The 26,652-nt window shown below is 59.4% G+C and carries 23 protein-coding genes; 8 read left to right on the forward strand and 15 right to left on the reverse strand.

Annotation, left to right across the window (positions count from 1 at the left end; genetic code table 11):
• Positions 1 to 3 precede the first annotated feature (3 nt).
• Complete coding sequence (nth, locus tag BN77_RS01685; RefSeq protein ID WP_007527812.1) at positions 4 to 786, forward strand: endonuclease III; 783 nt, start codon at positions 4 to 6, stop codon at positions 784 to 786.
• Between the two features lie 56 nt (positions 787 to 842).
• Here the strand turns inward: nth and BN77_RS01690 are convergent, their stop codons facing one another.
• On the reverse strand, positions 843 to 1,556 hold the full coding sequence (locus tag BN77_RS01690) for a sulfate transporter family protein (RefSeq protein ID WP_007527814.1): 714 nt from the start codon (positions 1,554 to 1,556) through the stop codon (positions 843 to 845).
• Between the two features lie 228 nt (positions 1,557 to 1,784).
• Here BN77_RS01690 and BN77_RS01695 point away from each other — a divergent pair, with 228 nt between their 5' ends.
• Complete coding sequence (locus tag BN77_RS01695; protein WP_007527816.1) at positions 1,785 to 2,639, forward strand: MurR/RpiR family transcriptional regulator; 855 nt, start codon at positions 1,785 to 1,787, stop codon at positions 2,637 to 2,639.
• Positions 2,640 to 2,795: 156 nt separating this feature from the next.
• On the opposite strand, the gene BN77_RS01700 is transcribed toward BN77_RS01695, so the two are convergent.
• The 8 genes from BN77_RS01700 to BN77_RS01735 all read right to left on the reverse strand — a co-directional run bounded on the left by BN77_RS01700 (position 2,796) and on the right by BN77_RS01735 (position 11,998).
• The gene (locus BN77_RS01700) at positions 2,796 to 4,379 is read right to left on the reverse strand and encodes an FGGY-family carbohydrate kinase (protein WP_007527818.1); all 1,584 of its coding nucleotides are present in this window, start codon (positions 4,377 to 4,379) and stop codon (positions 2,796 to 2,798) included.
• The gene (locus BN77_RS01705) at positions 4,379 to 5,068 is read right to left on the reverse strand and encodes an HAD family hydrolase (protein WP_007527820.1); all 690 of its coding nucleotides are present in this window, start codon (positions 5,066 to 5,068) and stop codon (positions 4,379 to 4,381) included. Before BN77_RS01705 ends, BN77_RS01700 begins: the two co-directional genes overlap by 1 nt.
• 73 nt (positions 5,069 to 5,141) lie before the next feature.
• Positions 5,142 to 6,623 carry a mannitol dehydrogenase family protein gene (locus tag BN77_RS01710; RefSeq protein WP_007527822.1) on the reverse strand — a complete coding sequence of 494 codons (1,482 nt, stop codon included), beginning with the start codon at positions 6,621 to 6,623 and terminating at the stop codon, positions 5,142 to 5,144.
• Positions 6,624 to 6,730: 107 nt separating this feature from the next.
• Positions 6,731 to 7,729: an ABC transporter ATP-binding protein gene (locus BN77_RS01715; RefSeq protein WP_007527824.1), complete on the reverse strand. Its 999-nt coding sequence runs from the start codon at positions 7,727 to 7,729 to the stop codon at positions 6,731 to 6,733.
• A gap of 18 nt (positions 7,730 to 7,747) precedes the next feature.
• Positions 7,748 to 8,578: a carbohydrate ABC transporter permease gene (locus BN77_RS01720; RefSeq protein ID WP_007527827.1), complete on the reverse strand. Its 831-nt coding sequence runs from the start codon at positions 8,576 to 8,578 to the stop codon at positions 7,748 to 7,750.
• Position 8,579: 1 nt separating this feature from the next.
• The gene (locus BN77_RS01725) at positions 8,580 to 9,452 is read right to left on the reverse strand and encodes a carbohydrate ABC transporter permease (RefSeq protein ID WP_007527829.1); all 873 of its coding nucleotides are present in this window, start codon (positions 9,450 to 9,452) and stop codon (positions 8,580 to 8,582) included.
• A gap of 136 nt (positions 9,453 to 9,588) precedes the next feature.
• Positions 9,589 to 10,899 carry an ABC transporter substrate-binding protein gene (locus tag BN77_RS01730; protein WP_040677510.1) on the reverse strand — a complete coding sequence of 437 codons (1,311 nt, stop codon included), beginning with the start codon at positions 10,897 to 10,899 and terminating at the stop codon, positions 9,589 to 9,591.
• Positions 10,900 to 11,044: 145 nt separating this feature from the next.
• Positions 11,045 to 11,998 carry a sugar-binding transcriptional regulator gene (locus tag BN77_RS01735; protein WP_007527835.1) on the reverse strand — a complete coding sequence of 318 codons (954 nt, stop codon included), beginning with the start codon at positions 11,996 to 11,998 and terminating at the stop codon, positions 11,045 to 11,047.
• A gap of 228 nt (positions 11,999 to 12,226) precedes the next feature.
• Here BN77_RS01735 and BN77_RS01740 point away from each other — a divergent pair, with 228 nt between their 5' ends.
• The 3 genes from BN77_RS01740 to BN77_RS01750 are packed head-to-tail and all read left to right on the forward strand — an operon-like array spanning position 12,227 to position 15,208.
• Positions 12,227 to 12,880, forward strand: a complete 654-nt coding sequence (locus tag BN77_RS01740; protein ID WP_007527837.1) for a response regulator — start codon at positions 12,227 to 12,229, stop codon at positions 12,878 to 12,880.
• A gap of 2 nt (positions 12,881 to 12,882) precedes the next feature.
• Entirely contained in the window at positions 12,883 to 14,238 is a 1,356-nt protein-coding gene (locus BN77_RS01745) for a sensor histidine kinase (RefSeq protein ID WP_040676598.1), read from the forward strand.
• A gap of 52 nt (positions 14,239 to 14,290) precedes the next feature.
• Entirely contained in the window at positions 14,291 to 15,208 is a 918-nt protein-coding gene (locus BN77_RS01750; protein ID WP_007527842.1) for an ROK family protein, read from the forward strand.
• 45 nt (positions 15,209 to 15,253) lie between these two features.
• Here the strand turns inward: BN77_RS01750 and BN77_RS01755 are convergent, their stop codons facing one another.
• The 6 genes from BN77_RS01755 to BN77_RS01780 all read right to left on the reverse strand — a co-directional run bounded on the left by BN77_RS01755 (position 15,254) and on the right by BN77_RS01780 (position 23,359).
• On the reverse strand, positions 15,254 to 18,400 hold the full coding sequence (locus tag BN77_RS01755) for an efflux RND transporter permease subunit (RefSeq protein ID WP_007527844.1): 3,147 nt from the start codon (positions 18,398 to 18,400) through the stop codon (positions 15,254 to 15,256).
• A 23-nt stretch (positions 18,401 to 18,423) separates the two neighbouring features.
• Positions 18,424 to 19,560 (reverse strand): efflux RND transporter periplasmic adaptor subunit, encoded by a 1,137-nt coding sequence (locus tag BN77_RS01760; protein ID WP_007527846.1) that lies wholly within the window; start codon positions 19,558 to 19,560, stop codon positions 18,424 to 18,426.
• A gap of 51 nt (positions 19,561 to 19,611) precedes the next feature.
• Positions 19,612 to 20,220, reverse strand: a complete 609-nt coding sequence (locus BN77_RS01765; protein ID WP_040677512.1) for a TetR/AcrR family transcriptional regulator — start codon at positions 20,218 to 20,220, stop codon at positions 19,612 to 19,614.
• A gap of 279 nt (positions 20,221 to 20,499) precedes the next feature.
• Positions 20,500 to 20,931 (reverse strand): OsmC family protein, encoded by a 432-nt coding sequence (locus tag BN77_RS01770; RefSeq protein WP_007527850.1) that lies wholly within the window; start codon positions 20,929 to 20,931, stop codon positions 20,500 to 20,502.
• A 125-nt stretch (positions 20,932 to 21,056) separates the two neighbouring features.
• Positions 21,057 to 22,274, reverse strand: coding sequence for an adenylate/guanylate cyclase domain-containing protein (locus BN77_RS01775; protein ID WP_007527852.1), 1,218 nt, complete (start codon positions 22,272 to 22,274; stop codon positions 21,057 to 21,059).
• A 44-nt stretch (positions 22,275 to 22,318) separates the two neighbouring features.
• On the reverse strand, positions 22,319 to 23,359 hold the full coding sequence (locus tag BN77_RS01780) for a LacI family DNA-binding transcriptional regulator (RefSeq protein ID WP_040676600.1): 1,041 nt from the start codon (positions 23,357 to 23,359) through the stop codon (positions 22,319 to 22,321).
• 94 nt (positions 23,360 to 23,453) lie between these two features.
• On the opposite strand from BN77_RS01780, the gene BN77_RS01785 reads away from it, so the two are divergent.
• The 3 genes from BN77_RS01785 (at position 23,454) to BN77_RS01795 (ending at position 26,559) form a co-directional block, all read left to right on the forward strand.
• The gene (locus BN77_RS01785) at positions 23,454 to 24,641 is read left to right on the forward strand and encodes a phytanoyl-CoA dioxygenase family protein (RefSeq protein ID WP_007527856.1); all 1,188 of its coding nucleotides are present in this window, start codon (positions 23,454 to 23,456) and stop codon (positions 24,639 to 24,641) included.
• Positions 24,642 to 24,725: 84 nt separating this feature from the next.
• Positions 24,726 to 25,547 (forward strand): SDR family oxidoreductase, encoded by an 822-nt coding sequence (locus tag BN77_RS01790; protein ID WP_007527858.1) that lies wholly within the window; start codon positions 24,726 to 24,728, stop codon positions 25,545 to 25,547.
• A gap of 100 nt (positions 25,548 to 25,647) precedes the next feature.
• Entirely contained in the window at positions 25,648 to 26,559 is a 912-nt protein-coding gene (locus BN77_RS01795) for an SMP-30/gluconolactonase/LRE family protein (RefSeq protein ID WP_007527861.1), read from the forward strand.
• The last annotated feature ends 93 nt before the right edge of the window (positions 26,560 to 26,652 follow it).

Below are 26,652 nucleotides of genomic sequence, written 5' to 3' on the forward strand. Positions count from 1 at the left end.
TCCATGCCAACTGTGAAACTCAAATCCAACGTCGCTTCGTCGCTGACCTCAAAAGTGATCGTTCGCAGCAAGAAGCCGATAGCGGTCCGCTCGGCCTATTCCGAAGCCGAGCGCGAGGAGATATTCCGCCGCTTTTCCGTGCAGCGCCCCGAGCCGAGAGGCGAACTGGAACACACCAACCCGTTCACGCTCGTCGTCGCCGTGGCGCTCTCCGCCCAGGCAACGGACGCAGGCGTCAACAAAGCGACGCGGGCACTCTTCAAGCTCGCCGACACGCCGGAAAAGATGCTCGCGCTCGGCGAGGAGCGGGTACGCGAGTACATCAAGACGATCGGCCTCTACCGCAACAAGGCCAAGAACGTCATTGCGCTCTCGCAGATGCTAGTCGACAAGTTCGGCGGCGTCGTGCCGCAGACACGCGACGAATTGGTGACGCTGCCTGGCGTTGGCCGCAAGACCGCCAACGTCGTGCTTTCCATGGCCTTCGGTCAGGCAACGATGGCCGTGGATACCCACATCTTCCGGATCGCCAACCGCATCAAGCTGGCGCCGGGCAAGACGCCCGATGAGGTCGAGGAACGCCTAATGAGGGTGGTGCCAAAACACTACCTCCACCATGCCCACCACTGGCTAATCCTGCATGGCCGCTATACCTGCAAGGCGCGCAAGCCCGAATGCGAGCGCTGCGTCATTGCCGACATCTGCAAGTCGCCCGAGAAGACCTGCGACGTGCCGGCGCCGCTGGTCGAGCTACCGCCGCAGATCATCGGCGAGGCCGTCGAGTAAGGCGGCAATCGCGCCCTTGGGTGCGATGGACGAGGTCCAGCACCGCTTACATGGCGCTAGCTGCGGAAGCCTGTATCTTTTCGGGAAATCAACTTGTGCAAGTGCACCATCAGCCCTGCAGCAAAGAGCGGCGTCAACAGATTTACGATCGGGATGGCAAGGAAAGCCGCTACGACCAGTCCTGCGAGAAAGACGGTTGTTGCATGTTTGGCCCGGAATAGCCGCGCCTCCTCCGGCGAACGGAAACGCATGGCGGCAAACTCGAAGAATTCCCGACCCAGGAGGTACCCGTTGACAAAGAAGAACGCTATCAGGTTGATGCCCGGCACGAAAAGCAGGAAAAGCGCTATGAGGTTGCCGGCAATGACGACCCCGAGAAACTTGATGGAACTCACGAGCGCCGGACCGAGCGGCATCGGAGTGCCAGGCGGATCTGAAGGATAGTCCCTCTTTTCAACCACCGCGGCCACATCGTCGAGAAACAGGCTCGCGATCAGCGCCGTTACCGGTGACAGCAACAGCGCCAACCCGAGCGCCAGCCCTATGCCGGCAACGATCGCAAACACGAAGCCGAGCCAGCCCGCCCAATCCGGCATGGCAGGAAAAAAGCTGTCAATCCACGGGAAGACAAACGATATAAAGGCACTGCGCAGCGCCAGCCAAAGTCCGACGAGCACTAGAAGCGTCAATCCGAGGACCTTCCAAAAGACTGAGCGCGTTTCCGCCGCCAAAAGGTTGATGAGGGATAGGCGAGCTGCCTGTAAGATCATTCTGAGGTCTCCGGTTGCAATACCATGTAGGAATCTGAACATTGAACGGCAAGGCTGAAATAAATCCGGTAAATTGACCCAAAACTTGTCGGGAAACCTAGGTTAATATATAGTAATTTATCAACTAAGATTGCTTATTCCTAAGACGCATCTTTCGGAATAGTTGCAAACGACAGGGGTTGCCCCGCACATCCGAGAAATGCTTCCGGGAAGATCAGGACGGCCAGCGTGGAAGATTTCGTCCAAAAACTCCGCCAATACGCCAAGTCCGGCACCCCGGCCGAGCGGCGGATTGCGAAGTACTTCTCCGAACACCTGAACGATCTTCCCTTCGAGACCGCCGCCTCGGTCGCGGACCGGCTGGATCTAAGTCCGATGACGGTGGGACGCTTTCTGCGTTCGCTCGGCTACCAGGGCCTCGATAGCGTCAAGGTTCACATCCGCGAGACAACCGCTATTTCGCCCACACAAATGCAGGCATCGCTTACCGAACTTCAGACCGACGCTTCCGCCGGCAAACCACTGGCCGTTCTGGTCTCCGAGCAGATTCAGGCGTTGCACCATATCTACCACTTGACGGGACAGCCGCAATGGAACGAAGCCGTATCGATGATATCGGCCGCCCGGGAGGTTTTTGTTGCCACCCATGCGCGTTTGTCAGGTTTCGCGGCCCACTTCGCTCAGAGATTGACGCAGGCCCGCGATGGCGTTCATCCGCTCGATGGAACAGCTAGCCGCTTCGCCGAACTCTTCGCACGGCTGGATGGTAATGGCGCCTTGTTGATCGTAATCGACAGTCCCCGTTTCAGCAAAGCCCGTTTGTTGGCGCGTACCGCACGGCGCTATGGATACAAGGTCATATTGATCACCTCACAGGACGCCAACTGGATACCGGAACAGGCCAATCTCGCGCTCGCACTACCTCCCGTCCGCTCCGATGGCGACGACAACTTGCCGCCGTTGATGGCCATGCTCGACTGCCTGTCGGAAGCCGTCATCACCGCCGCCGGCGACGAAGCGAGCGCCCGCGCACGTCGTATGGCTGAATTCGGCAGCATGCTCGGCGAAGGCGGAAGCCGCTAGTCTATGCCTAGGCTCAGGGCTATTAACCGTGCCAATGGCAATGGTCGCCGCAATGTATGCGCGTGACCCCGTCCTGCCAGAGATGCTCATCACAGCCTCCAGTCGGGACCGTGAGCAAATGGTAACACCAATGAATAGGTCCTGAGCTCTCGGCGCTCATTCCGTCGCCTCCAGTTCGGCGCGATGGCGATACATAGCAAGCAGCCGGCGATAGTCACGGTCGTAAAGTGCCTGTTTCGAGGCGTTCGGTAGCCGCTCTTCCCCTCCAGGATACATCGCAGACCCCGCTTCCGCGAGACTTTCATAGAGACCGCACGCAACGGACGCGGCCATCGCCGTACCGAGAAGCACAGCCTCGTTCATTTTCGGGACTACGACCTTGCAGCCGGTCGCATCCGAATAAAGTTCCATCAGCACCGCGTTCTTCACATGACCGCCGGCGACATGCAGCGTATCGGGCGCGTAGCCATAATCTTTCATCCGCTCGAGGATGTGGCGGATCCCGAGAGCAATCGCCACGGCGGTGCGCCAATAGAGGGCACAGAGCCCGTCGAACGATGTATCAAGCGTCAGGCCGCTGATAGCGCCGACGGCATGCGGATCGGCGAGCGGCGAGCGGTTGCCGTGGAAATCTGGCAGCACGAAGATGCGGGCACCGAACTCGTCACCCTCTTCAGCGCGAAGCTGCGCGATGCGCAGGACGATCTTCTGATGCAAGGTAGCGGTCGGCTCACCACCGGCCGCATGCATCCGCACGATATGGTCGAGCAACGCGCCGGTCGCCGATTGCCCCGCCTCGACCAGCCAGGCTTGAGGGAACACGGCCTCGTAGTATGGCCCCCACATGCCGTGGCTTGGCTTGCGCTCACGCGAGAACGATACGATGCAGCTCGAGGTGCCGGCAATGAGTGCCAGTTGGCGTTCCAGCCTGAGGGCGTCACGCGCCTCACCGCCAAGCGCGCCGAGAGCCCCGGCATAAGCGTCGATCATGCCTGAAGAAACATGGCACGTCGTCGTTAATCCAAGAGCTGAGGCGGCTTCCTGCGTCAGCGTCCCGACGCTCTTGCCGACCGGCACCGTTTCTTCCGGCAATCGTCCGCGTTCCAGCAGGTCATCGAGCCCGATCTGCTCGAGAAAGTCCTTCTGCCAACCCCTATCCAGATGAGCGAGATAGTTCCACTTGGCTGTTAGCGTACAACACGACCGTGCCAGCGCGCCCGTCGCCTTCCAGGTCATGAAATCGGCGAGATCGAAGAGGTAGCCAGTGTTCATCCATGTGCCGGGAAGCTTCTTCTTCAGCCACATTAGCTTCGGCATTTCCATTTCCGGTGACATGAAATGCCCGGAATGCTCTAATACGGGGTGCCTCGTCGCCGTGCAGAAATCCGCTTCCTTCAGTGCCCGGTGGTCGAGCCAGACAATCGTGTCGAAGCGTCGCTCGCCACTGGTGGAAACGCTGATCTGACCGCCGTCGACATCGCGTACGACAAGGGAACAGGTAGCGTCGAAGCCGATCGCACCTACCGACGACGGCGCAGCACCGGATTGCTCCATCGCTTTGCGCACGGCAATGCAGACCGCCGACCAGATGTCCTCCGAATCGTGTTCGGCGTGGTTCTCACGCGGCCTGTTCATGATGATCGGATGTTCCGCCTTGCCCAGCAGTGCGCCGCAAGCGTCGAAGACGCCGGCGCGCGCACTGCCGGTGCCGATATCGACCGCAACCACATGCTGAGGCATTAAAGGTGCATCCCGTCCTGCTTATGTTTTCGGACAAGGTGGATCAAATCTGGCATCGCGTCAAACACGGCTTCGGGAGAAAGCCGGTCGAGTTCAGCGCGATAGCCGGAAAAATTGGCGTGCGACCCGCCTGTGAAAGCAAACACCGTCATGCCTGCGGCCTTCGCTGCTTCGATCCCGGCGGGGCTGTCCTCGACAACAACGCAGTTTGCCGGCTCGACCTTCATTTCCTGCGCCGCATGCAGGAACAGATCAGGGGCCGGCTTACCATGTTTAACCATTGTCGCACTGAAAATATTTGGCAGCCGATCGATCAAACCGGTGACCGTCAGCGACAGTCGGATGCGCTCGACCTGACTGGAAGAGGCGACGCAGCACGGAATACCGAGGGTGTCGATCGTCTCGGCAATTCCGTCCATCGGCTTCAATTCCTTGCGAAACCGGGCGTAGAGATCCGTGCGGATCTGCTCAAGGAATTCCTGGCCTGGATGGACGTCGTATTCGGTCTTCATCGTCTCGATCACAGTCGCGAGACTTCGCCCGAGGAACCGGCCGTAGACCTCTGCCTCGGTGATGGGCACGTTGAGATCGTTCATGGCCTTCACAAGGACGCTGACCGATATCGGTTCGCTATCGACGAGAACGCCGTCGCAGTCGAAAATGACCAGCCGTGTTTCAGCCTCAGCCATGGCAAACCCAATCGCAGTTGTTGCAGGAAGTTTCCATCCACCGGACAGGTGGAGCTTGTGCCGCCATCAGTCCCTACACAGCAAGCTTGTTGTCAAGATAACGCTGCAAGGTCTCACGCGTACCCTTTTCCCACAGGGTTTTCACTGCCTGGGCGAAGCGTTTGCGGAACAAGTCGGATTTCGACACTTCTCCAAAGATGTCGTCGAAAGCGAGGAAGGCCATCGGATCGTCCTTCGCTTTCAGAGCCGCCGCATGCAGCCGGTCGGCGCTGGCGTCGTTGAAGGCGATATCCTTGCCGCTGTCGGTCTTGCCCGCAAAATAGCGGCACCACAGCGCCGACACCAACGCCAGGCCGACAACATCCCTGCCCTGGTTCAGATTGTCGAGCGTCGATGGCAGGATGAATTTCGGCTGGCGGTTCGATCCATCCTGCGCAAGGCGCGGGATGGTGTCGGCAATCTTTGGGTTAAGCAGCCGATGCTCGATCAGCGCGAAGTAATCCGTCAACGAAGTATCAGGCACCGGCGGAACGATCGGAATGATCTCTTCTTTTTCCAGCTTGCCGAGGAAGGCGCGAATCAGTGGGTCTTCCATCGAATGATGCACGAAATGGATGTCCATGAGCGCTGCAGGATAGGCAATCGCCGCGTGTCCACCGTTCAGGATGCGGATCTTCATGTGCTCATAGGGCGTCACATCGGGCACGAAGGTGACGCCAACCTTCTCCAGCGCCGGTCGGCCGGCTGTGAACTTGTCTTCGAGCACCCATTGCTTGAACTCTTCGCAATAGACCGGCCAATTATCTTCAATGCCAAAGGCATCCTTCAAAAGGTCGATTTCACGCTGCCCCGTGGCCGGCGTGATGCGGTCCACCATGGCGTTCGGGAAGCTGACGTTCGCCTTGATCCAGTCGGCGAAGGCGGGATCGGAAAGCCGTGCGGTACCAACAACGGCGTTCGAGGTCACGACGCCATTATGCGGAATGTTATCACACGACATGACGGTGAAAGGCACGATACCCTTCTCCTTGCGCGCCTTGAGACCGGCGACGATAAGACCGAAGACCGTCTTCGGTTCCGCAGGATTCTGGCCGTCCGCGGTGATCGCCGGATGACCGGGATTGAACTTGCCCGAGGCGTCGATGAAATAGCCGCCCTCGGTGATCGTCATCGAAACGATGCGAATTACGGGATCGGCAAGATTTGCGATGATTGCCTTGGCATCTCCGACCGGCAGGATATCGATCATCGGCGCAGTGACGCGCGCGGCCGACTTGTTGTTGTCCTGCTCGACCACCGTCGTCAAGTAGTCCTGGGCTGCGAGCTTTTCGCGCATCGCCGCGTCGGAAGGGAGTACTCCAGCGCCGATGATCGCCCAGTCATGATCCTGGCCCAAATTGAACAGATCGTCGAGGTAGATCGCCTGGTGGGCGCGGTGGAAATTGCCCACACCGAAATGCACGATGCCCGCCTTCAGCGACGCCCGCTCATACGTCGGCACGGCGGCCGTTATTGCCGCCTCGGGAAGCGTTGCCAGCGATAGTTTGCACGTCATCTCTCAGTCCTCTTGAAGGTGTTCGGGATCGGCTAAGGACCCCGGTGTCGGCACACCGGGCACCTTGTCCGGCGTTGCTTTCTTGTCCCCACCCGGCAACGATGCGCTTAGATGGCGAGGCCACCTTCGTTGAATTTGTGGATCCGCGTCTTATCGGGCGTCAGATAAACGGCATCGCCGGCCTTGGCCGGGAAATCGCCACCGCCACGCGCGGTGACATGGCCGATACCCTGGACATCGACATGCAGGAAGGTGTCCGCGCCGAGATGTTCGGCAACCATCACCTTCCCGTTCCAGTCGCCGCTTTCGCTCGACAGCAATACATGCTCCGGTCGCACGCCGATGGTATGGGCACCGAACTGGGCGGCATACTGGCCCTTCACGAAATTCATCTTCGGCGAACCGATGAAGCCCGCAACGAAAAGGTTGCGCGGCTTGTGATAGAGCTCCAACGGCGAGCCCACCTGCTCAATATTGCCGCGGTTGAGCACGACTATCTTGTCGGCCATGGTCATGGCCTCGACCTGGTCGTGGGTGACGTAGATCATGGTCGTTTTCAGCTGCTGGTGCAGTTCACTGATCTCAAGGCGCATGTTGACGCGAAGGGCCGCGTCCAGGTTCGAAAGCGGCTCGTCGAACAGGAAGGCCGAGGGCTGGCGTACGATAGCACGGCCAATCGCGACACGCTGGCGCTGGCCGCCCGAGAGCTGACGCGGCTTGCGCTCGAGATAGTCGGTGAGGTTGAGGACCCGCGCGGCGTCTGCGACCTTTCTGTCAATCTCCGCCTTGTCGACGCCGGCCATCTTCAGCGGGAAGGCGATGTTGTTGCGCACGCTCATATGTGGATAGAGCGCATAGGACTGGAAGACCATCGCGAGGCCGCGTTCGGATGGCGCCTTCCCGGTCGCGTCCTTGCCATCGATGACGATATTACCTCCCGACACATCCTCGAGGCCTGCAATCAGCCTCAGAAGTGTGGACTTTCCGCAGCCCGAGGGGCCGACGAAGACGACAAACTCGCCGTCCTTGATGTCGAGGTCGATCGACGGGATGACCTTGGCTTCACCGAAGACCTTCGAGACTTTCTGAAGGGTAATGCTGCCCATGTTTCTCTCCCTGATATCCTATTTCACCGCGCCGAAGGTCAGGCCGCGGACGAGTTGTTTCTGCGAGAACCAGCCGAGGATCAGGATCGGGGCGATCGCCATGGTGGAGGCCGCCGAAAGCTTGGCGTAAAACAGGCCTTCGGGGCTGGAATAGGACGCAATGAACGCCGTCAGTGGTGCCGCTTTCGAGGCGCTGAGGTTCAGCGTCCAGAAGGCCTCGTTCCAGGCCAGGATAATGTTGAGGAGGAGTGTCGAGGCAATGCCCGGCACCGCCATCGGCGTCAACACATAGATGATTTCCTTGAGAAGTGAGGCGCCGTCCATGCGGGCTGCTTCGAGGATTTCGCCAGGAATTTCCTTGAAGTAGGTGTAGAGCATCCACACGATGATCGGCAGATTGATGAGCGTCAGCACGATCACCAGTCCCGAGCGACTGTCGAGCAAGCCCGAGTTACGGAACATTAGGTAGATCGGGATGAGCGCGCCCACGGGCGGCATCATCTTCGTGGACAGCATCCACATCAGAAGATCCTTCGTCCGCTTGGTCGGCGAGAACGCCATTGCCCAGGCTGCTGGGATGGCGATGACCAAGCCGATCAGCGTCGAGCCGAAGGAAATGATCACCGAGTTCATGAAGTGGTTGAGGTAGTTCGAGCGGCTTTGCACTTCCGCATAGCTCTGGGTTGTCCAATGGAAGAATAGGAACTGCGGCGGCGATGCGATGGCATCCGCTTCCGTCTTGAAGCTGGTCAGGAACGTCCAGAGGATCGGGAAGAAGATCAGGATGCCGAGCGCCCAAGCGACTGCGGTCATCACCACTTTGCGTCGAGTTGAGACCTTGCGAGCCATCTCAAGCCTCCAGATTCTTGCCGACAAGGCGCACGAGGAAGATCGCGACAATGTTGGCGAGGATAACCGCGACGATACCACCCGCGGAGGCGCCGCCGATGTCAAATTGTAGTAGGGCCTGCGCGTAAACGAGGAAGGTAAGGTTCGTACTTTGCGTTCCAGGGCCGCCGTTGGTCGTCACGAGGATTTCTGCAAAGACCGACAGCAGGAAGATCGTCTGGATCAGGATCACCACCGTAATGGCGCGGGCCATGTGCGGCAGGATGATGTAGAGAAACTTCGAGAACACACCGGCGCCGTCCATCTCGGCGGCTTCCTTCTGCTCTTCATCGAGCGACTGCAGTGCCGTCAACATGATGAGGGTCGCGAAGGGCAACCACTGCCAGGCCACGATTAGGATGATCGAAAACAGCGGCGCATTCGCCAGCCAGTCATAAGGCTGCAGGCCGAGGGCCTTGGCAAGATGCGCGAAGAGCCCGTTGACCGGGTTCATGAACATATTCTTCCACACCAGTGCCGCCACGGTCGGCATGACGAAGAAGGGCGCGATCACCAGGATGCGCACGATGCCCTGACCGTAAATATCCTGGTCAAGCAGCAATGCAAACAGAATGCCGCCGATGACAGTGATCAACAGTACTCCCACTACCAGTAGAAGTGTGTTGATCAACGCGGAGATAAAGGCCGGATCTGTCAAGAAATATTTGTAGTTTAGGAAACCGACGAAGGTTTCCATTCCCGGGCTGAGCAAATTGTAATTCAGCATCGAGAAGTAGATCGTCATCGCGAGCGGGACGATCATCCACAGGAAGAGAAGCACAACGGACGGTGCGACCATCATTCGCGCTGCGGAGCGGGTGTGTAACGTTGCCATGGCGATGACCGATCCTGTTCAAAGAGGCAGACGGCTGCGGGACAGCTGAGCAAAAAAGGGCCGCCGATGCAGTTTGGGCAGTTCGGCGACCCAGACGGGCGGGGAGGTCAAAGGCCCCGCCTTCTCAGGAGGTTATTTATTTAATGTAACCTGCCTTGGTCATTTCGCGGGTCGTCAGCTGCTGCGCGCTCTGCAGGGCCTGATCGACCGAAACCTGGCCGGCAAGAGCTGCGGAGAATTGCTGGCCGACGGCCGTGCCGATACCCTGGAATTCCGGGATAGCGACGAACTGGACACCGACATAGGGGACTGGCTTGACGGTCGGCTTGGTCGGGTCAGCCGCGTTGATGCTGTCGAGCGTCATCTTCGCGAACGGAGCTGCCTTCTGGTAATCCGCATTAGCATAGAGCGACGTGCGTGTACCGGGAGGTGCATTGAGCCAGCCTTCCTTCTCGGCGACGAGGTTGGTGTAGTCCTTGCTCGTTGCCCAGGCGACGAACTTTTCCGCCGATTCGACCTTCTTCGAGCCTGCCGGGATGGCGAGGTTCCAGGCCCAGAGCCAGTTCCCGCGCTTGCCGAGCCCCTTGTCCGGAGCCAGAGAGAAGCCGACCTTGTCAGCAACCTTGGATTCCTTCGGGTCGCTAACGAAGGAGGCGGCAACGGTCGCGTCGATCCACATGCCGCACTTGCCGGTCTGGAAGAGCGCCAGGTTTTCGTTAAAGCCGTTCGACGATGCACCGGGAGGGCCAGCTTCCTTCATCAGATTGACGTAGAAGGTCAGCGTGTCCTTCCACTCCGGCTGATCGAACTGCGGCTTCCACTTTTCGTCGAACCAGCGTGCGCCGAAGGAGTTCGACATAGCCGTCAAGAACGCCATGTTTTCACCCCAGCCAGCCTTGCCACGCAGGCAGATGCCATAGATTTCCTTGTCCTTGTTGGTGATCTTCTTCGCGGCGTCCGCGATGAAATCCCAGGTTGGCGCGTCTGGCATCTTGAGGCCGGCGGCGTCAAAGAGGTCCTTGCGGTACATGACCATCGAGCTTTCGCCGTAGAACGGCGCAGCGTAGAGTTTGCCGTCCATGGTCAGACCACTGCGGATCGCCGGCAGTAGGTCGTCGACGTCGTAGTTGGAGCCGAGATTGTCGAGAGGTAGAAGCCAGCCCTGCTTCGCCCATATCGGAACTTCATAAGTACCGATCGTCAGGACATCATACTGACCGCCCTTGGTCGCGATGTCGGTGGTAACCTTCTGACGCAAAACGTTTTCTTCGAGGGTGACCCACTCGAGATCAATACCGGGGTTTTTCTTCTTGAAGTCATCCGTCAGCTTCTGCATGCGGATCATGTCGCCGTTGTTGACGGTCGCGATCGTCAGCGTTTCGGCCGAAGCCATGCCGGCAAACGCCAGTGCTGAGCAGGCGCCCAGCAGGAAAGTTCTCAATGTCATATCTTCCTCCCAGAAGATGAGTGCGAGCATTCGCTTTGCTCATGAGCAATTACTCACCTCAAGAAAGAAAATGTCAATTGCCATTCGTTGCTGCGTTAGCGAACGGGGGAATTATCTAATTGAAAATTAAGCTATATATTTTTGCTCACGCCTTGAGCAAATATTCGGCCGTGTCTTCATCAGTGATCAATGCATTGATTTGGTGGCCCATCACGGCTGCTTTGATCGCCTTGAATTTGCGCTTTCCCTTGCCGATTCCTATAACGGTCGAAGACTCACGCGATGGGATCGACGCGGAGGCGACGCGCTCATTGATCGGGTTGTCGAGGAGCTTGCCTTCGCCATCAAACACCCAGCCGCAGATCTCGCCGACGGCGCCGTTGCGCATCAGCTCCATCATCTCGTCCTTCTCGAGAAAGCCATCGACGCAGAGCGGGCCATCAATGCCGAGCTCACCGATGCCGACGAAGGTGACGTCGGCCTGTGCGCTGATTTCCAGTGTCGAACGCACGAGCTGCTGACCATGCAAGGTTTCCCTCTCCTCCGCCGACGTCACCAACACCGGAAGCGGCATTGGGAAATGCCGCGCCTTCACTGCGTCTGCCATGCTGAAGATGACGTTGTAGTAGGCAGCTGAACCATCGGGCGCGATGTTGCCTGTCAAAGAGACGATGCGGTGATTGGGACATTCGATGGCGGGGAGCTGATCGACGGCCGCCTTCAATGTGCGACCGGTTCCGACAGCAAGCACGATGGGATCGGGACGTTTGAGCCAGCGCTCGATTTCCGCCGCAGCGGCCTCCGCGATCCCAACCGTCGCCGAACCGGAGCCAGGGTCGCTAGGAACGACTTCGACATGTTTCAGGTTGAATTTCTTGCGAACTGCATTAGCCAGTTCGAGGCAGGCGGCAATCGGATGATCGAGTCGAACCTTGATCAACCGCTCCGCGACCGCAAGCGACACAAGCCGCTGCGCCGATTGCCGCGAAATACCCATTGAAGAAGCGATTTCATCTTGCGTCCGCCCCGCCACATAGTAGAGCCACCCGGCGCGCGCCGCGTCATCCAGCCGTCCGGCAGTCTCGGATTTTCTTACCATCAAGTCTCTACCATGCTCAAGGAACCGGCTGCAGTCGGCGCTAAGCGCAGGTGCACGAGCGGCAGATCAAACCAGAATTCGGGCAAATGTCGAGTGCATTGAGAAACTGCGCAGCTTATTTTGTCACACTGCGCGGGAAGCGAATGCCATCTGCTTGTCATCTTTGTCGATCAAGCCTTGCTTGACCCGGCGATGGACTGCGGGCTAACTGGCCCCGAGGAAAAAACTGTGCGAATTCTGCTGGTTGAAGATGACAGGATAATTGGCGAAGCGGTGCGAGATCATATCGCCGCTGCCAATCATGCCGTGGATTGGGTACAAAATCTCGCCGATGCCGACGCCGCAGCACGGCCTGTCAATTATGGGGTAATACTTCTCGACCTTCAGCTGCCCGACGGCAGCGGCGTCGACTTTCTTCGCCGTCTTCGCGAACAAGGCCTAAAGACGCCTGTCATCGTTCTGACGGCACGTGATCAAATCTCCGACCGCATTGATGGACTGAACGCGGGTGCCGACGACTATCTTGTGAAGCCGTTTAACCTAGACGAACTGGAAGCGCGCATTATGGCGGTCGCGCGTCGCTATGATGCCAATCCGCATCCCGTACTCCGCATTTCCGATATCGAGATCAACCGGCCACTACACCAACTATCAGTGGCCGGCGAAACGATCATCCTGACGAGCCGCGAATGGGCGGTGCTGGATCTCTTGACAGCTCGTCCAGGTGCGATCGTCCCAAAGGGCCGGATCGAGGAAGCGCTCTATGCGTTCGGCTCGGAGATCGAAAGCAACACGGTCGAAGTCTATGTGAGCCGCTTACGCAAGAAGATCGGCAAAGACAGGATCCGCACAGCACGCGGTATCGGCTATACACTTGGATGAAGATGAGACGCGAACGCAGCATCACCGGACCGCTCATTCTTGCCCTGACGACCGTCATAGTCGTGTTCTGGCTTGCGGCGACAGGCCTCAGCGTTCGCGTGATGCAGCAAGAATTCGACGAGATTTTCGATAGCGCCCAACAGGAGACGACAGAGCGCCTGTTGGCTCTCATCCTTGATGATCTGAACCAGAACTCGACGATCGATCCGCGCAGCGTCGCCATGCTCAATACTGCGGCCAGCCGCGAGTATCTGACCTATCAGGTGCGCGACTCCAAGGGCATGGTGGTGCTGCGCTCGAACGATGCCCCGGCCGAGCCCTTCGATGCGCCGCTTCGCACAGGTTTCCATAACGCGGCGACGGCTCGCATCTACACCGAGATGGCGGCCGACGGTTCTCTGTTCCTGCAAGTGGCTGACCGCTTCGAGAACCGGCATGAAGCCGTGCGCGAAAGCTCCCTGACGCTGCTCATCCCCTTGATCGCACTCATTCCTGCTAGCATCTTTGCGATCTGGTTCATCGTTGGACGCGCGCTGCGACCAATCGAGACGCTTCGACGAGACATCGGGACCAAGGACAGTGGCAACATGGCCGAAGTTGATGCTGGGAGCCTGCCTGTGGAATTGCGGCCGATCGCGCGATCGGTCAACCTTCTCCTCGGACGTCTGCGCGCCGCCCTCGAAGCAGAGCGCGAATTCACCGCCAACAGTGCGCACGAGTTGAGAACGCCGATCGCCGGAGCGCTTGCACAGACCCAGCGACTTATGGAGGAACTACCGCCCGGCGCAACGCAGGATCGTGTCCACCAAGTCGAGAGCTCACTGGTCAATCTCAGCCGTTTGGCGGAGAAGCTTTTGCAACTGTCACGCGCCGAAGCCGGCATCGGCGGGAGCTCAACTGCGGTCGACCTGCGCCCGGTCCTCGACATGGTGGTCACGGACTTCCAACGCGACAGGCAAACGAACGGCAGGCTTCAATATTCCGCCGCACCGGATGCAAAGCTCGTTCGCAACGCCGACATGGACGCCTTCGGCATCGTCACCCGAAACCTGATCGAGAATGCGCTGCTGCACGGCGACCCGGATCTGCCGGTCAACGTCTCCCTCGAAAGCGGCGGTGTCATCCGCGTCGTCAACGGAGGACCGCTGGTTCGCGACACCGAGATGGTCAGCCTGAAGAAGCGCTTCAACCGCGGCAAGACGACAGCATCCGGTTCCGGGCTTGGATTAGCAATTGCCGACCGGATCATTGCCCAAATGGGTGGGACACTGGAATTGTCGTCGCCGGCGAGCGGCAAAAAAACCGGCTTCGAAGCGAAAGTGACGCTTCCAGCCCAGCCCGGATTTGGCTTGCAATAGCCGCGGAACGGTGCGAGCAGACGAAGAGGCCCTCCAAAGCAGCAGAACCAGAATGATCATCTCTTTCGACATCGGCGGCTCCGCCATCAAGGGCGGCATGGCGCATTCGGAAGCCGACATCACGCCGCTCGGTCGTCGCCCGACCCCCAAGGACGACTTTTCCGCCTTCATCAGTACGCTGAGCGCTATCATCGCGGAAACCGGCGAGCAGCCAACACGCCTTGCCTTCTCGATCGCGGGCGTCGTCGATCCGGATACGCAGAAGCTCACCTGCGCCAATATTCCCTGTATTCACGGCCGCAATCTTGCCGCCGATCTCGAAGCCGAACTGGGGCTGCCGGTTTTGATCGCCAACGACGCGGACTGTTTCGCCATGGCGGAAGCCGATCTTGGCGCTGGGCGTGGCCACCGCATCGTTTTGGGTGCCATTCTCGGTACCGGCGTTGGAGGCGGTATCGTCGCAGACGGCCGGCTGATCAATGCCGCCGGCGGCTTTGCCGGCGAGTGGGGCCATGGCCCAGCACTGGCGTCTTACGCAGGCAATCCACCCGTAGCGATCCCGGCCTATCCCTGCGGTTGCGGCCAAAAGGGCTGCGTCGACACGGTCGGCGGCGCCCGCGGTCTCGAGCGTTTGCATAAGACGCTGCATGGCGCCGATCTCTCCAGCCAGGAGATCATCGATGATTGGCTGAAAGGCGAGGCTGGGGCCGCGCGCACGATCGACGTTTTCGTCGATCTCGTCGCCTCACCACTCGCACTGACGGTCAACATTACCGGCGCGACCATCGTTCCCGTCGGTGGTGGACTTTCCAATGTTGAACCGCTGCTTGCGGAGCTGGATAAGGCAGTCCGTCAGCGCATCCTGCGCAAATTCCATCGCCCGCTGGTGGTTCGCAGCGAATGCCGCGTCGAGCCCGGCCTGATCGGTGCCGCGCTCCTCGGCTTGAAAGCGGAAGCCGCTCAATCGTGAGCTCAGTCAAAAGAAGATGGCGCGGTTCTCACCGCGCCATCTTTTTCATTCAGCGGCCATAGCCGGCGGGTGCGCGGCCTCCGCCTCTGGCTCATTGCCATTGGCAGCATCTACCTGCCCCCCTGCCGTCTGCGGCTCCTTGCCGAAGAACAGGGCGTAGGCAGCCGGCAGCACCAGGATTGTCAGAACCGTCGCCACCAGAATGCCGCCCATCATGGCGTAAGCCAGCGGGCCCCAGAAGACACCGCGTGAGATCGGGATTAGGGCCAGGACAGCAGTCAGCGCCGTCAACATGATCGGGCGGAAACGTCGGACCGCGGCACCGACGATCGCTTCCTGCCGATGCATCCCCGCCTTGATGTCCTGGTCGATTTGGTCGACGAGGATGATCGAATTGCGGATGATGATGCCAAGAAGTGCGATGACACCGAGGATTGCGACGAAGCCGAACGGTGCACCCGATATGAGGAGCGCAGCGGCCGCACCGATGATTCCGAGCGGGCCGGTCGCCAGCACGAGCATCGCCTTGCCGAAGTGCTGCAGCTGCGCCATCAGCAAGATGACGATGACGACGAGCATGATCGGCGCCTTGGCCGCGATTGAGGCCTGGCTTTCGGCGGAATCTTCAGCACCACCCTGTATCTCAACCTTATAGCCCGCTGGAAGGCTGTCACGCAGCGACTGCATGTCGGCATACATCTTCATGACGACATCATTGGACTGCACGCCGTCCGGCAGCGTTGCACGTACAGTGATCGTCGGCAGACGGTCGCGCCGCCATTCAATCCCCTGCTCCAGAACCGGCACCACCTTGGCAACCTGCGAGACTGGAACGAAGCCGCCAAAATCCGTCGGTACGTAGACCGAATTGACCGCCGACAGCAGCGAGCGGTTGGCCTCGGGCTCACGGGCAACGATCGAAACTGTCTCCTCGCCATCACGGAAGTCGTCAAGCGGCGCACCGGACACCGCCGTCTGCAGCATTTGACGAACACGCTGCGACGTGACCCCGAGAGCACGGGCACGGTCCTGGTCGATCACCAGCTTCATCGCCGGTACCGGCTCCAGCCAATCGTCATGGATCGCACCGAGCAGCGGATTGCCCTGGAACTTTGCCTTTACCTCGTCGGCGATCTTGCGGACTTCCTGGCGATCCGTCCCCATGACGCGCATCTGCACCGGCCAGCCCGTCGGGGGGCCGAGGAACAGACGATCCACTTTGCCGCGGATATCGGGGAAGTCCTCCGCAAGGATGGTCCGCAGCTTCACGATCAATCGTTCACGCGCCGGCTCGTCGTTGGCCATGACTAGAAGCTGCGCGAAGTTAGGATTGCGAAGCTGCTGGTCGAGCGGCAGGAAGAAGCGCGGGGCGCCCTCGCCAATGTAGGTGGCGACGAACCTCTTGTCCCTGTCATCCATGATCTTGGCTTCGAGCGCCTTTGCCTGTGTCTCGACTTCCTTGATGCTGGTGCCTTCGGGCAGCCAGAGGTCGACGAGGATTTCCGGGCGCGAAGACTGCGGGAAGAAGTTCTGCGGGATGAACTGGAACGCCCAAAGACTGGTCGCAAAGGTCACCAGCGTCATGGCGATGACGATGATGCGATGGCGCACGGCCCAACTTACCGTCGCTCTGAGGCGGTGATAGAAGGGCGTGTCGAAGGCATCGTGATGCTCGCCCGCATGATGGCGCTGCTTCAGGATCATGTAGCCGAGCCATGGCGTGAAATACACCGCCACGAACCACGAGACGACGAGCGCGATGCCGACGACGTAAAACAGCGTGCGCACATATTCACCGGCCGTCGAGGCTGCAAAGCCAACGGGAATGAAGCCGGCTGTGGTGATCAGCGTTCCCGTCAGCATCGGGAAGGCAGTCGAAGAATATGCGAAGCTCGCAGCCTCGATCTTGACAAGCCCTTCCTCGAGTTTTCGTTCCATCAATTCGACTACGATCATCGCGTCATCCACCAGCAGGCCGAGTGCGATGATAAGAGCGCCGAGCGAAATGCGCTGCAGGTCGATCCCGAGCTCGTACATGATGGCAAAGGTTGCAGCCAGCACGAGCGGGATAGCAATCGCGATGACGAGCCCCGAGCGCCAGCCGATCGACAGGAAGGAGACGATTAACACGATGATCAATGCTTCGCCGAGCGCATGCATGAACTCGCTGATTGCATCAGTGACGACGTCGGGCTGATTGGAAATCTGGTCGACCGCCACGCCGTAAGGCAGTGATCCCTCGAAGCGCTGGTAGGTGGCTTCAACATCCTTGCCGACGTCGGTCACCTTGAAGCCCTTCGCCATGACGACGCCAACTTGGACGCTCTCGTGACCGTTGAAGCGATATTTGCGCTGATAAGGATCCTCGAGGCCGGAATAGACCGTGGCGATGTCGCCAAGACGCGTTACCTGATTGCCAGCCTTCAGCCGTAGTTCGCGGATGTCCTCGGCTTTCGTCACGTCTCCTTCGACCGAGATGCGCACGGAACGCGTGCCGGTATCGACAGCGCCGGCTGGATCGACACTGTTTTGACCCTTGATCGCGTTCTGCAGGTCGAGCACGGTCAGGCCGCGTTCAGCCAATGCCTTCGACGACACGTCAATGTAGATCTTCTCAGGCTGATCGCCGATGATCACCGCCTTTTCGACGCCCGGAGTCGTCAGCAGCATGTCGCGCGCTTGGATCGCGAATTTCTTCAGTTCGGGATAGCTGTAGCCATCGCCGCTGATCGAATGCAGCGTGATGTAGGTGTCTCCGAACTCGTCGTTGAAATAGGGCCCGAGCAGCCCTTCCGGCAGCTCATTGGAAATGTCGCCGACCTTTTTGCGAACCTGATAGAACGCGTCGGCCACGTCGGCCGAATTGGTATCACCCTTGACCTGCAGCGTGATGATGGCGCTGCCGGCGCGCGTATAGGATTTGACCCAATCGATGTGCGGGGTTTCCTGCAGCTTGCGCTCGATCTTGTTGACGACCTGGTCTTCCATTTCCTGGATGGAAGCACCTGGCCAGATGGCCTGTACGACCATAACGCGGAAGGTGAAATCCGGGTCTTCCTTCTGGCCCATGCGCATTAAGCCGAGCAGGCCAGTGATAATGATCAAGCCGAACAGGAAACGCGCGATACTTGGATGGCCAATCGCCCATCGCGACAGGTTGAAGGGACGCTTCTCGGCGGTCGAGTTGTCCATGATCGTATCCTCTGCTTCCGGGCTTAGCGAATGATGTCGCCGGTTTCGGCTTGCGCCGACTGCTGTTCCGGCAGCTTGATCTTGAGGTTCTCGGTCATGAACTGCGTGCCGGCCGCAACGACGAGATCGCCTGTTTTCAGCCCGTCGGCGACGTGTACGCCGCCGCCGGTGAAGTCCGACACCTTGACCTCGCGAGCATGGACGATCGATGCATTACGGTCGACGACCCAGACGATCTTCTTGCCGTCCTTCTCGGCAAGTGCACTGAGCGGAATAGCAACGTTGGTCTCGGCATTGCCAACAGCAGCCTCGATCGTCGCCGTCATGCCAAGGAGCACGCGATCGTCGGTCGGAAGGCTGACGCGAACCGAGAAGGTCCGTGACTGCGCATCGGCACTGCCGGAAACCTCGCGCACCTTTCCATCGAGCACTAGCTTGTTGTCGGACCAGAAGCTGGCCTTGACCGTCTTGCCCGGCTTGAACTCTGCTATGTCGTTTTCCGGGACAGCAATCTGCACTTCCTTTTCCCCGTCGAGCGCGACGGTGACGACGGGCGTACCTGCCGCGACAACGGCTCCGGTATCCGCGCTGATCGACGTTACGATGCCATTCCGGTCGGCCTTGAGCTCCGTATAGGCGACCTGGTTCTTGGCCTGATCGAGTGACGACGCTGCTGCATCGCGCGTTGAGACTGCTTGATCATAGCTGAGCGCGGCCTGTTCCATCTGCGATTTTGCCGTGACGCTCTTGTCAAACAGTTGCTGAGCGCGCTTGTTGGCGAGATCGGCCGTTCCCACACCCTTTTGGGCAGCGGCGAGGTTCGCCTCCGCGGTCTTGACCGCCAGCTCATAATCGGTTGGATCGATTGCAGCGAGCAGGTCGCCTGGCTTGACGTGATCGCCGATATTAACGCGACGGTCAGTAATCTTTCCGGCAACGCGGAAGCCAAGATTCATCTCGACGCGCGCCTTCACCGCACCAGAGTAATCCAGCGCGCGCTTATCGCCAGCGTCGGCAATCTCTACCACCTTGACCGGCCGGATAATCTCTTTCGTCTCGGCCTTCTTTTCCTCGTTGCAGCCGGATAGGGTAAACGCAACGGCGCCAAGGAGCGCGAGACTGACAAGGGACGGCAACTGGATCGTCTTCAGCGAAATCATCTTTCGCACTCCTGAAATGAGTTATCGGTGCTCTGCGGCTCTTGCCGCGTGCTATTTTTTTAATGCCTTGATCGTGAATTCGACCAACTCGTCGACGGTGGCACGGTTCGTCTTGGCGAGACATTGCGCCACCATCTGCGGATGACAGAGGGTAACTGTGGCCGCCCCGAAACAGCGGGACGCGACATCCGCGTCCTGCTCAGCGAACTCGCCGGCTGCAATTCCTTCGCGGATCACATCAGCGAGCAATTCATGAATGCTGTCGACATGCTTCTCGATGACGTGCCAGTCACGCTCGATGGCGACGACGACCATCTCATGCACTTTCTCCTGGTCAAGCATGGTCTCGACCGTCATTTGGTATTGGCCCTGTACGAATTTGCGCAGCCGATCGGACGCGCTGATCGGCAGATGGCAGGCGTCGTAGGCCATCTGATAGCTGTGGGCGAGCATGCGGCCGCAAATCGCCTGGTGGATCTCCACCTTCGACGCGAAGAATCGGTAGACATTGGCTGGCGACATACCGAGATCGCGGGCGATGTCGGCAACCGTTGTCTTCGTATATCCGTAATGACGGAAAAGCCGTTCGGCAGCGTCCAGAATGCGCGTCACATTCTCCTGACGGACCACTTCGCTGGTATTTTCCGCGGCATCGCTGATCAATTCGGACACCTCACTTACGATTGACGATTTTCGAATTTCGTCAGTCGTAAAATATCAGTCCTAATTTGTCAAGGTTTTATCAGAGATGCGACGCCGTCCCGACGGCACCTGCTCCGGTCAGTAAGTTGGATCGAGAGTCGGAATGATGCGGGAACGCCAAGGTGCAGGTATCGCCCGCAACCTAAGCTGCGGAACTTGGCGCTGCGATAGGATGGAACCTAGAACCAGAAGGCGCCAAATGCCGGCAACAATGCGCGGCACTTGGTCTTACCCCGCTCAGGCGAGCTTCACATCCAATGAGATCGGAACAGCCGAGAGCGCCTTTGACACCGGGCATCCCGCCTTCGCCTTGCTGGCGAGTTCGACGAACGTCCTTTCATCGGTGTTCGGAACAGTGCCGGTTAGCGTAAGATGAATCGCCGTAATGGCAAAGCCTCCCTCCACACTCTCGAGCGTCACCTTTGCCGTCGTTTCCATGTCGGTCGCCTTGAGGCCCGCTTCCTCTAGGATGAGCGACAGGGCCATCGTAAAGCAGCCTGCATGCGCCGCTCCGATCAACTCCTCCGGATTAGTACCCGGGATGCCTTCGAAGCGGCTCGAAAAACCGTAGGGATAGTGTTTAAGCGCGCCACTCTGCGTGGAAATCTGCCCCTTGCCGTCCTTCAGACCGCCCGACCACTGCGCTGAACCTGTACGATTGATCTGCATGCCGTTCTCCTATCCGGGTTAGAGGAAGCTGAAAGAGGCATCGCCTCTTTAACGCGATATAATCCTCTATCGACAGAAGGCGACAAAGCCGTGAAATTTCTTCAAGCCGGGCACCTGCAGGATGGTCAGATCTCCATTTGCGCGGTGTCAAGCGTGTACAGTTCCTGCGCACGCTTGACCCCCTTGAGCGCATAGCGACCAACGCAGGCCAATGCGCCGCGTTCACTCTCGGGAATCGTGGCCGCAAATTCCGACGACATCAGCACGTTGAAATCGACGGATCGGCACATAGAGGCAATCCGGCTAACCTCGTTGACGGCAGGCCCAATGACGGTAAAGTCCAGGCGCTCGCGGCTGCCGATATTGCCGTAGAAGACGTCACCGATATGCAACCCGATGTAAACCTCCGTGGTCGGGCGCCCCTCTAGTGCGCGCTCATCGTTCAGCACCTTCAGCTTTTGCCGAAGCAATCGCTCGGCCTGCAGCGACGCGCAGCAAGCGTCGGCCGGCTCGTCGGCCTTGAAGATAGCCAGGACCCCATCGCCGATCAGCTTCAACACGTCGCCGCCCGCCTCGTGAATCGCGGAAATGACGACATCGCTGTAGGCATTCAGCATCGGCAGGATTTCTTCCGGCGGCGCGCTGTCCGATATCTTGGTGTAGTTCAGAAGATCAGAGAACCAAAGGGCTGCCGAGATTCGCTCCGACTTGCCACGCGTGATTTTGCCTTCCAGCACCTGCCGCGCGGCGTCGTCGCCAAGGTAGACTTCAGCAATCGTCCTGGCGATACGCGCCAAAGCGATGCATTTGATCGCAAGCGCCAGTACTGGCACCAGCTTTCGCAGGATCGCGAGGTCGTGATCGGAAAAGCCCTCTGGGTGGCGCGTTGCGAAATGGGAAAAGAAGCAATCCATTTCGCCGATCGTGCCTGCCTTGGCAAAACGATGGACCATCGCGACGAAGTCGGTGTGGCCCTGCTCACGCATCGATTCGAGCATGACAAAGTCGGTTGGATCGCCGAAGCCGATGCGCCGCCTGACCTCGTTTTCTTCGCCGGCCCAAAGGTAGTAAAAGGCGGATCGCTGCCAACTCTCCAGCGCCGTACCTTCGCTGGAGGGGCCGTACTCGAATTCGGCTTCGATTTCCTCGCGGCTGTCCCAGCGAAAGGCGCGTCCTTCGTGGACGGGATGGAGCGTGTCCATCAGCGCCATCCCGCGATCGAGCGGCAAGCCGCACTCGCGGCAGATGTTGCAGAAGCCAGTCAGGAGTTCCGCCTCGGAGGCGCCTTTCAGCCCCTGCTCCGTCAGCCAGGCCGCAACTGTTCCAATTTCACTGTATTCCATGCCGCTTCCCTTGCTAGTGCGAAAGCTGTATCGCGATTTCCCCGTCAAGCGAAAGGCAAAGCTGAACCCAGGACAGGCATGTTGTAAGGTGTAACAATTTCCACCGCCGACAATGCCGGAGGCGCAATTCCGCCTCTCGTCGAGCGGCTCATGACCGCACGGAAGGCCGATCGGGCGTCCATGCGCAAATCATGGTGCAGCACGAAGCTGATCTCACGAGCCGTGAGCAGAGCGCGATTATCCGCATCGAGATCATGCGCAACGAAAATACGGATTGGCCGTTGCGCCGCCTCGAAGGCGGCGAGCACCGCTCGGTTTCCGCCGCCAATGGAATAAACTGCGTTGATCGCTGGGTCCGCCGAGATAGCCTGCATGGCGAGCGTGCCCGTCGCCGCATCGGTGCCGTGTCCTTCACTGATCTCGGTCACGCCGATCCGCGGATAGCTTTCGCGAAGCAGGCGGCGAAAGCCGATCTCCCGCTCCTCCTCGCCGCGAAAGCGACCGCTGGAGAGCGTGACGAGTACGCGCCCCGCCTCGTCGCCGAAATGCTCCCCAATGAGATAAGCGGCCGTCTCACCGGCCGCCCGGTTGTCCGCGCCTGCGTAAGCGGTGCGTGACGAATTCGGCAGGTCCGTCACCAGCGTCACCACGGGAATCCCCGCCTCTGTTGCGCGCGAAACGGCAGCTGCGACATCAGGAACATCCGGCGCCTTCAACACGATGCCGTTGGTGCCACGCAGCCGGATACGGTCGAGCAGTTGCACCAACTCTGCTTGTTTCATCACCTCCGCGAAATGGAAACGACACCGGAACACCATCGGCGGGAACGTCGCAACCTCCGCCTCGAAGGCATCGCGAACGGCGGTGCTGAAGCGTTCCGGCGTTTCCATAACCACATCGATGGCGAGCTTGCGTCCACTCATCTCGCCGCGGGTCTGCTGCTTCTCCAGCTCCGCGATTGCGGACTGCACCCGCAACCTCGTCTGATGTCTGACGCCGTTCCTACCATTGAGAACGCGATCAACGGTCGCGGTACTTAACCCCGCCTGAAAGGCGATATCCTTGACGAGAAACCGATGTGCCACGCAATCCGACTGATGGTTTTTTGATGGATTCCTGATCTATAGCACACCATTCCGCAGCGTATAGTGGCCCTCATCGGAAAGGGAGGAGCATCTAATGAAAACCGACGCCCTTCAGAAACTGCGCGCCGATCGCTTCTGGCTGACCGAGGCTGCCTGCGATCTCGGCGATTTCCGCAAGCTTGTTGAGAAGACGACGGCTCTTGTCGACTATCCGACTGCGGAGGCCGTGGAAAAGAACATTCTGATTTATGACAGCGGCAAGGTCATTTCCGCGATCACGATCCCCGAAGGTCGCAGAGCGGTTCTGGCCGAGATCGGCGAAGCCTTCGCCGATGGCCCAGGCGTCGTCGTCTTCAAGCGCGCTTACAGTGATACCCGTGTCATCGACCGCGCCAGCGCAATATTCGACGAAATCATCGAGGAGCAACATCGGACCGCAACCGGTGGCGGCGATCACTTTGCAAAGCCAGGCGCCAATGACCGCATCTGGAATTCCTTGGAAAAGCACTGCCTCGCCGACCCAGAGAACTTCGCCGAATATTACGCAAACCTCATCGTCGCGATCGCAAGCGAAGCCTGGCTCGGCCCAAGCTATCAAATGACCGCCCAAGTCAACCGGGTCAATCCGGGCGGCGCGGCGCAGTCCGCTCACCGTGACTACCATCTCGGCTTCCAGTCATCCAAGGTGATCGAGAAGTTCCCGGCGCATGTGCACAGGCTCTCCCCGGTTCTGACGCTGCAGGGCGCGGTTGCTCATTGCGACATGCCGCTCGAAAGCGGCCCCACCCTCTTCCTGCCGCATAGCCAGACCTATGAGGCGGGCTACCTCGCGCTCAAGCGCCAGGAGTTTAAGGACTATTTCGAGACCCATCACATACAGCTGCCGCTCGAAAAAGGCGACGTGGTGTTCTTCAATCCGGCCCTCTTCCACGCAGCCGGTACAAACCGCTCGACCGACATCAAGCGCGTCGCCAATCTGCTGCAGGTCTCCTCCGCATTTGGCCGGGCGATGGAGACCGTGAACCGCGAACACATGAGTGCAAAACTGTTCCCCGCATTGAAGTCGCTGAGGGGGAAACTGTCCAAAGCCGAGATCGGCAATGCAGTTGCTGCCTGCGCCGAGGGGTACTCTTTCCCGACCAACCTCGATCGCGATCCACCGCTTGGCGGGCTCGCGCCAAAGACGCAAGCGCAGCTGATGCATGAGGCGCTGCAGGAAACTTGGGACGACGCACGGTTCCTCTCGGCACTCGCACAATACAGCGAGCGGCGACAAAGCTGACGCATCTGTATCAACCAAATCAGCTGCCACGCCCCATGGTGCCGGGAGCTTTCGGCATATAGCCCATTACCCAGGAGGAAACGCATGACCACAAACCACAGCAGCCTCGACGGCAAGGTCGCCATCGTCACCGGCGCAACACAGGGACTTGGGGCAACGGTCGCCCGCCTCTTTGCCGAGCGCGGCGCCAAGGGCCTCGTCATCTGCGGCCGCAATGAGCAGAAGGGGAAGGCGAAAGCCGAAGAGATCGCTGCCGCCACAGGCGCCAGGGTCTTGTATGTCAGGGCCGATCTGCGGCACGTCCAGGATGCGCAAAACGTCGTTCATGTCTGCGACCAGACGTTCGGCCGCGTGGATGCCCTTGTGAATGCGGCCGCTATCACCGACCGCGGCACCATTCTGGACACCAGCCCGGAACTCTTCGACGCCATGTTCGCCATCAACGTGCGTGCGCCGTTCTTCATCATGCAGGAAACGGTGAAGGTGATGCGGCGCGAGAAGATCGAGGGCACCATCGTCAACATCGGTTCCATGTCGGCCAAGGCAGGGCAGCCATTCATTGCCGCCTATTGCGCCTCAAAGGGCGCCTTGGAAACCCTTACGAAGAACACGGCCTACGCCTTGCTCCGAAACCGCATCCGCGTCAACGGTCTCAACATCGGCTGGATGGCCTCCGAGGGCGAGGATCGCGTTCAGCGTGAATTCCACGGCGCGCCGGCCGACTGGCTGGAAAGAGCGGCCGGCCGCCAACCGTTCGGACGCCTGGTTGATCCCGAGGAGGTGGCACGCGCTTGTGCCTATCTCTCCTCGGCGGAATCCGGCCTGATGACCGGCTCCATGATTTGCCTCGACCAATCGATCTGGGGCGCCTATGACGGCTCGCCGCATCCGGACGCAGCCCTCTGAAAAAATGCAGAGCCCGACGCTTTTACCGGTGCCGGGCTCTGGAACACATCATCGTTTACGTTTACGAAGAGCGTCACAATCGCTTTGGGAGGAGCAGACCGTGTCAGAAGATGCGCTCTATGACATCCGTGACGACCGTTTCCCCAGCCTGATTGCCGGCAGCGCCCGGCTGGAGGAACTCTATAGCGGTTGCCGCTGGGCGGAAGGTCCTGTCTGGTTCTCGGACCTGAATTGCCTGATCTGGAGCGATATTCCCAATGAGCGGATGATGCGCTGGGTGCCCGACGGCAGCGTCTCGGTCTTTCGCTCACCGTCCAACTACGTCAACGGCAATACCCGTGACCGCCAGGGTCGGTTGATTTCCTGCGAGCACGGCGGTCGACGCGTCACCCGTACCGAATTTGACGGCCGAATCACCGTGTTGGCCGACAGCTACAAAGGCAAGCGGCTGAACTCGCCGAATGATGTCGTCGTCAAATCGGACGGCTCGATCTGGTTTACCGATCCGAGCTACGGCATCATGTCGGACTACGAGGGTCACAAGGCCGAGCCGGAACAGGAAACTCGCAACGTCTACCGCCTCGATGCTCCGACGGGTGAGATCGAGGCTGTCGCGACCGATTTCATCCAGCCCAACGGCCTCGCCTTTTCGCCGGATGAAAAGCAGCTCTACATCGCCGATTCCGGCTCCTCCGACCATGAGGTCCCGCGCCACATCCGCGTTTTCGACCTCGTCGACGGCAAGAAGCTGACGAACAGCCGGTACTTCTGCTCGATCGACAGCGGCGTCCCGGATGGCTTCCGTTTTGACGTCAGCGGCAATCTTTGGACCAGCGCGGCTGACGGCGTTCACTGTTTCGCGCCGGATGGAACGCTCCTGGGCAAGATCAAGGTGCCGCAGACGGTCTCGAACATCGCCTTCGGCGGCGTGAAAAAGAACCGGCTGTTCATCACGGCCACCCAATCGCTGTATTCGATTTACACCACCACCAACGGCGCCCAGTATCCATAGGATACCATCGCGCGCCATCGAACCAGGACGTCAGCGCTGCCCACTCGGCTAGGCGCCTCCACCCGGAAAGAATCATCGATGCTTGAGTTTTCA

The organism is Rhizobium mesoamericanum STM3625 (assembly GCF_000312665.1).
GTDB lineage: Bacteria > Pseudomonadota > Alphaproteobacteria > Rhizobiales > Rhizobiaceae > Rhizobium > Rhizobium mesoamericanum.

What these genes read in the sequence shown, in the direction of transcription:
- BN77_RS01770 (WP_007527850.1), bottom strand. Translation starts at nt 20,931, where the DNA reads ATGCAGATCAATCGTACAGGTTCAGCGCAGTGGTCGGGCGGTCTGAAG.
- BN77_RS01760 (WP_007527846.1), bottom strand. Translation starts at nt 19,560, where the DNA reads ATGATTTCGCTGAAGACGATCCAGTTGCCGTCCCTTGTCAGTCTCGCG.
- BN77_RS01710 (WP_007527822.1), bottom strand. Translation starts at nt 6,623, where the DNA reads ATGACGTGCAAACTATCGCTGGCAACGCTTCCCGAGGCGGCAATAACG.
- BN77_RS01700 (WP_007527818.1), bottom strand. Translation starts at nt 4,379, where the DNA reads ATGCCTCAGCATGTGGTTGCGGTCGATATCGGCACCGGCAGTGCGCGC.
- BN77_RS01745 (WP_040676598.1), top strand. Translation starts at nt 12,883, where the DNA reads ATGAGACGCGAACGCAGCATCACCGGACCGCTCATTCTTGCCCTGACG.
- BN77_RS01785 (WP_007527856.1), top strand. Translation starts at nt 23,454, where the DNA reads ATGAAAACCGACGCCCTTCAGAAACTGCGCGCCGATCGCTTCTGGCTG.
- BN77_RS01790 (WP_007527858.1), top strand. Translation starts at nt 24,726, where the DNA reads ATGACCACAAACCACAGCAGCCTCGACGGCAAGGTCGCCATCGTCACC.
- BN77_RS01755 (WP_007527844.1), bottom strand. Translation starts at nt 18,400, where the DNA reads ATGGACAACTCGACCGCCGAGAAGCGTCCCTTCAACCTGTCGCGATGG.
- BN77_RS01725 (WP_007527829.1), bottom strand. Translation starts at nt 9,452, where the DNA reads ATGGCAACGTTACACACCCGCTCCGCAGCGCGAATGATGGTCGCACCG.
- BN77_RS01715 (WP_007527824.1), bottom strand. Translation starts at nt 7,729, where the DNA reads ATGGGCAGCATTACCCTTCAGAAAGTCTCGAAGGTCTTCGGTGAAGCC.
- nth (WP_007527812.1), top strand. Translation starts at nt 4, where the DNA reads ATGCCAACTGTGAAACTCAAATCCAACGTCGCTTCGTCGCTGACCTCA.
- BN77_RS01705 (WP_007527820.1), bottom strand. Translation starts at nt 5,068, where the DNA reads ATGGCTGAGGCTGAAACACGGCTGGTCATTTTCGACTGCGACGGCGTT.
- BN77_RS01775 (WP_007527852.1), bottom strand. Translation starts at nt 22,274, where the DNA reads ATGGAATACAGTGAAATTGGAACAGTTGCGGCCTGGCTGACGGAGCAG.
- BN77_RS01750 (WP_007527842.1), top strand. Translation starts at nt 14,291, where the DNA reads ATGATCATCTCTTTCGACATCGGCGGCTCCGCCATCAAGGGCGGCATG.
- BN77_RS01735 (WP_007527835.1), bottom strand. Translation starts at nt 11,998, where the DNA reads ATGGTAAGAAAATCCGAGACTGCCGGACGGCTGGATGACGCGGCGCGC.
- BN77_RS01720 (WP_007527827.1), bottom strand. Translation starts at nt 8,578, where the DNA reads ATGGCTCGCAAGGTCTCAACTCGACGCAAAGTGGTGATGACCGCAGTC.
- BN77_RS01730 (WP_040677510.1), bottom strand. Translation starts at nt 10,899, where the DNA reads ATGACATTGAGAACTTTCCTGCTGGGCGCCTGCTCAGCACTGGCGTTT.
- BN77_RS01690 (WP_007527814.1), bottom strand. Translation starts at nt 1,556, where the DNA reads ATGATCTTACAGGCAGCTCGCCTATCCCTCATCAACCTTTTGGCGGCG.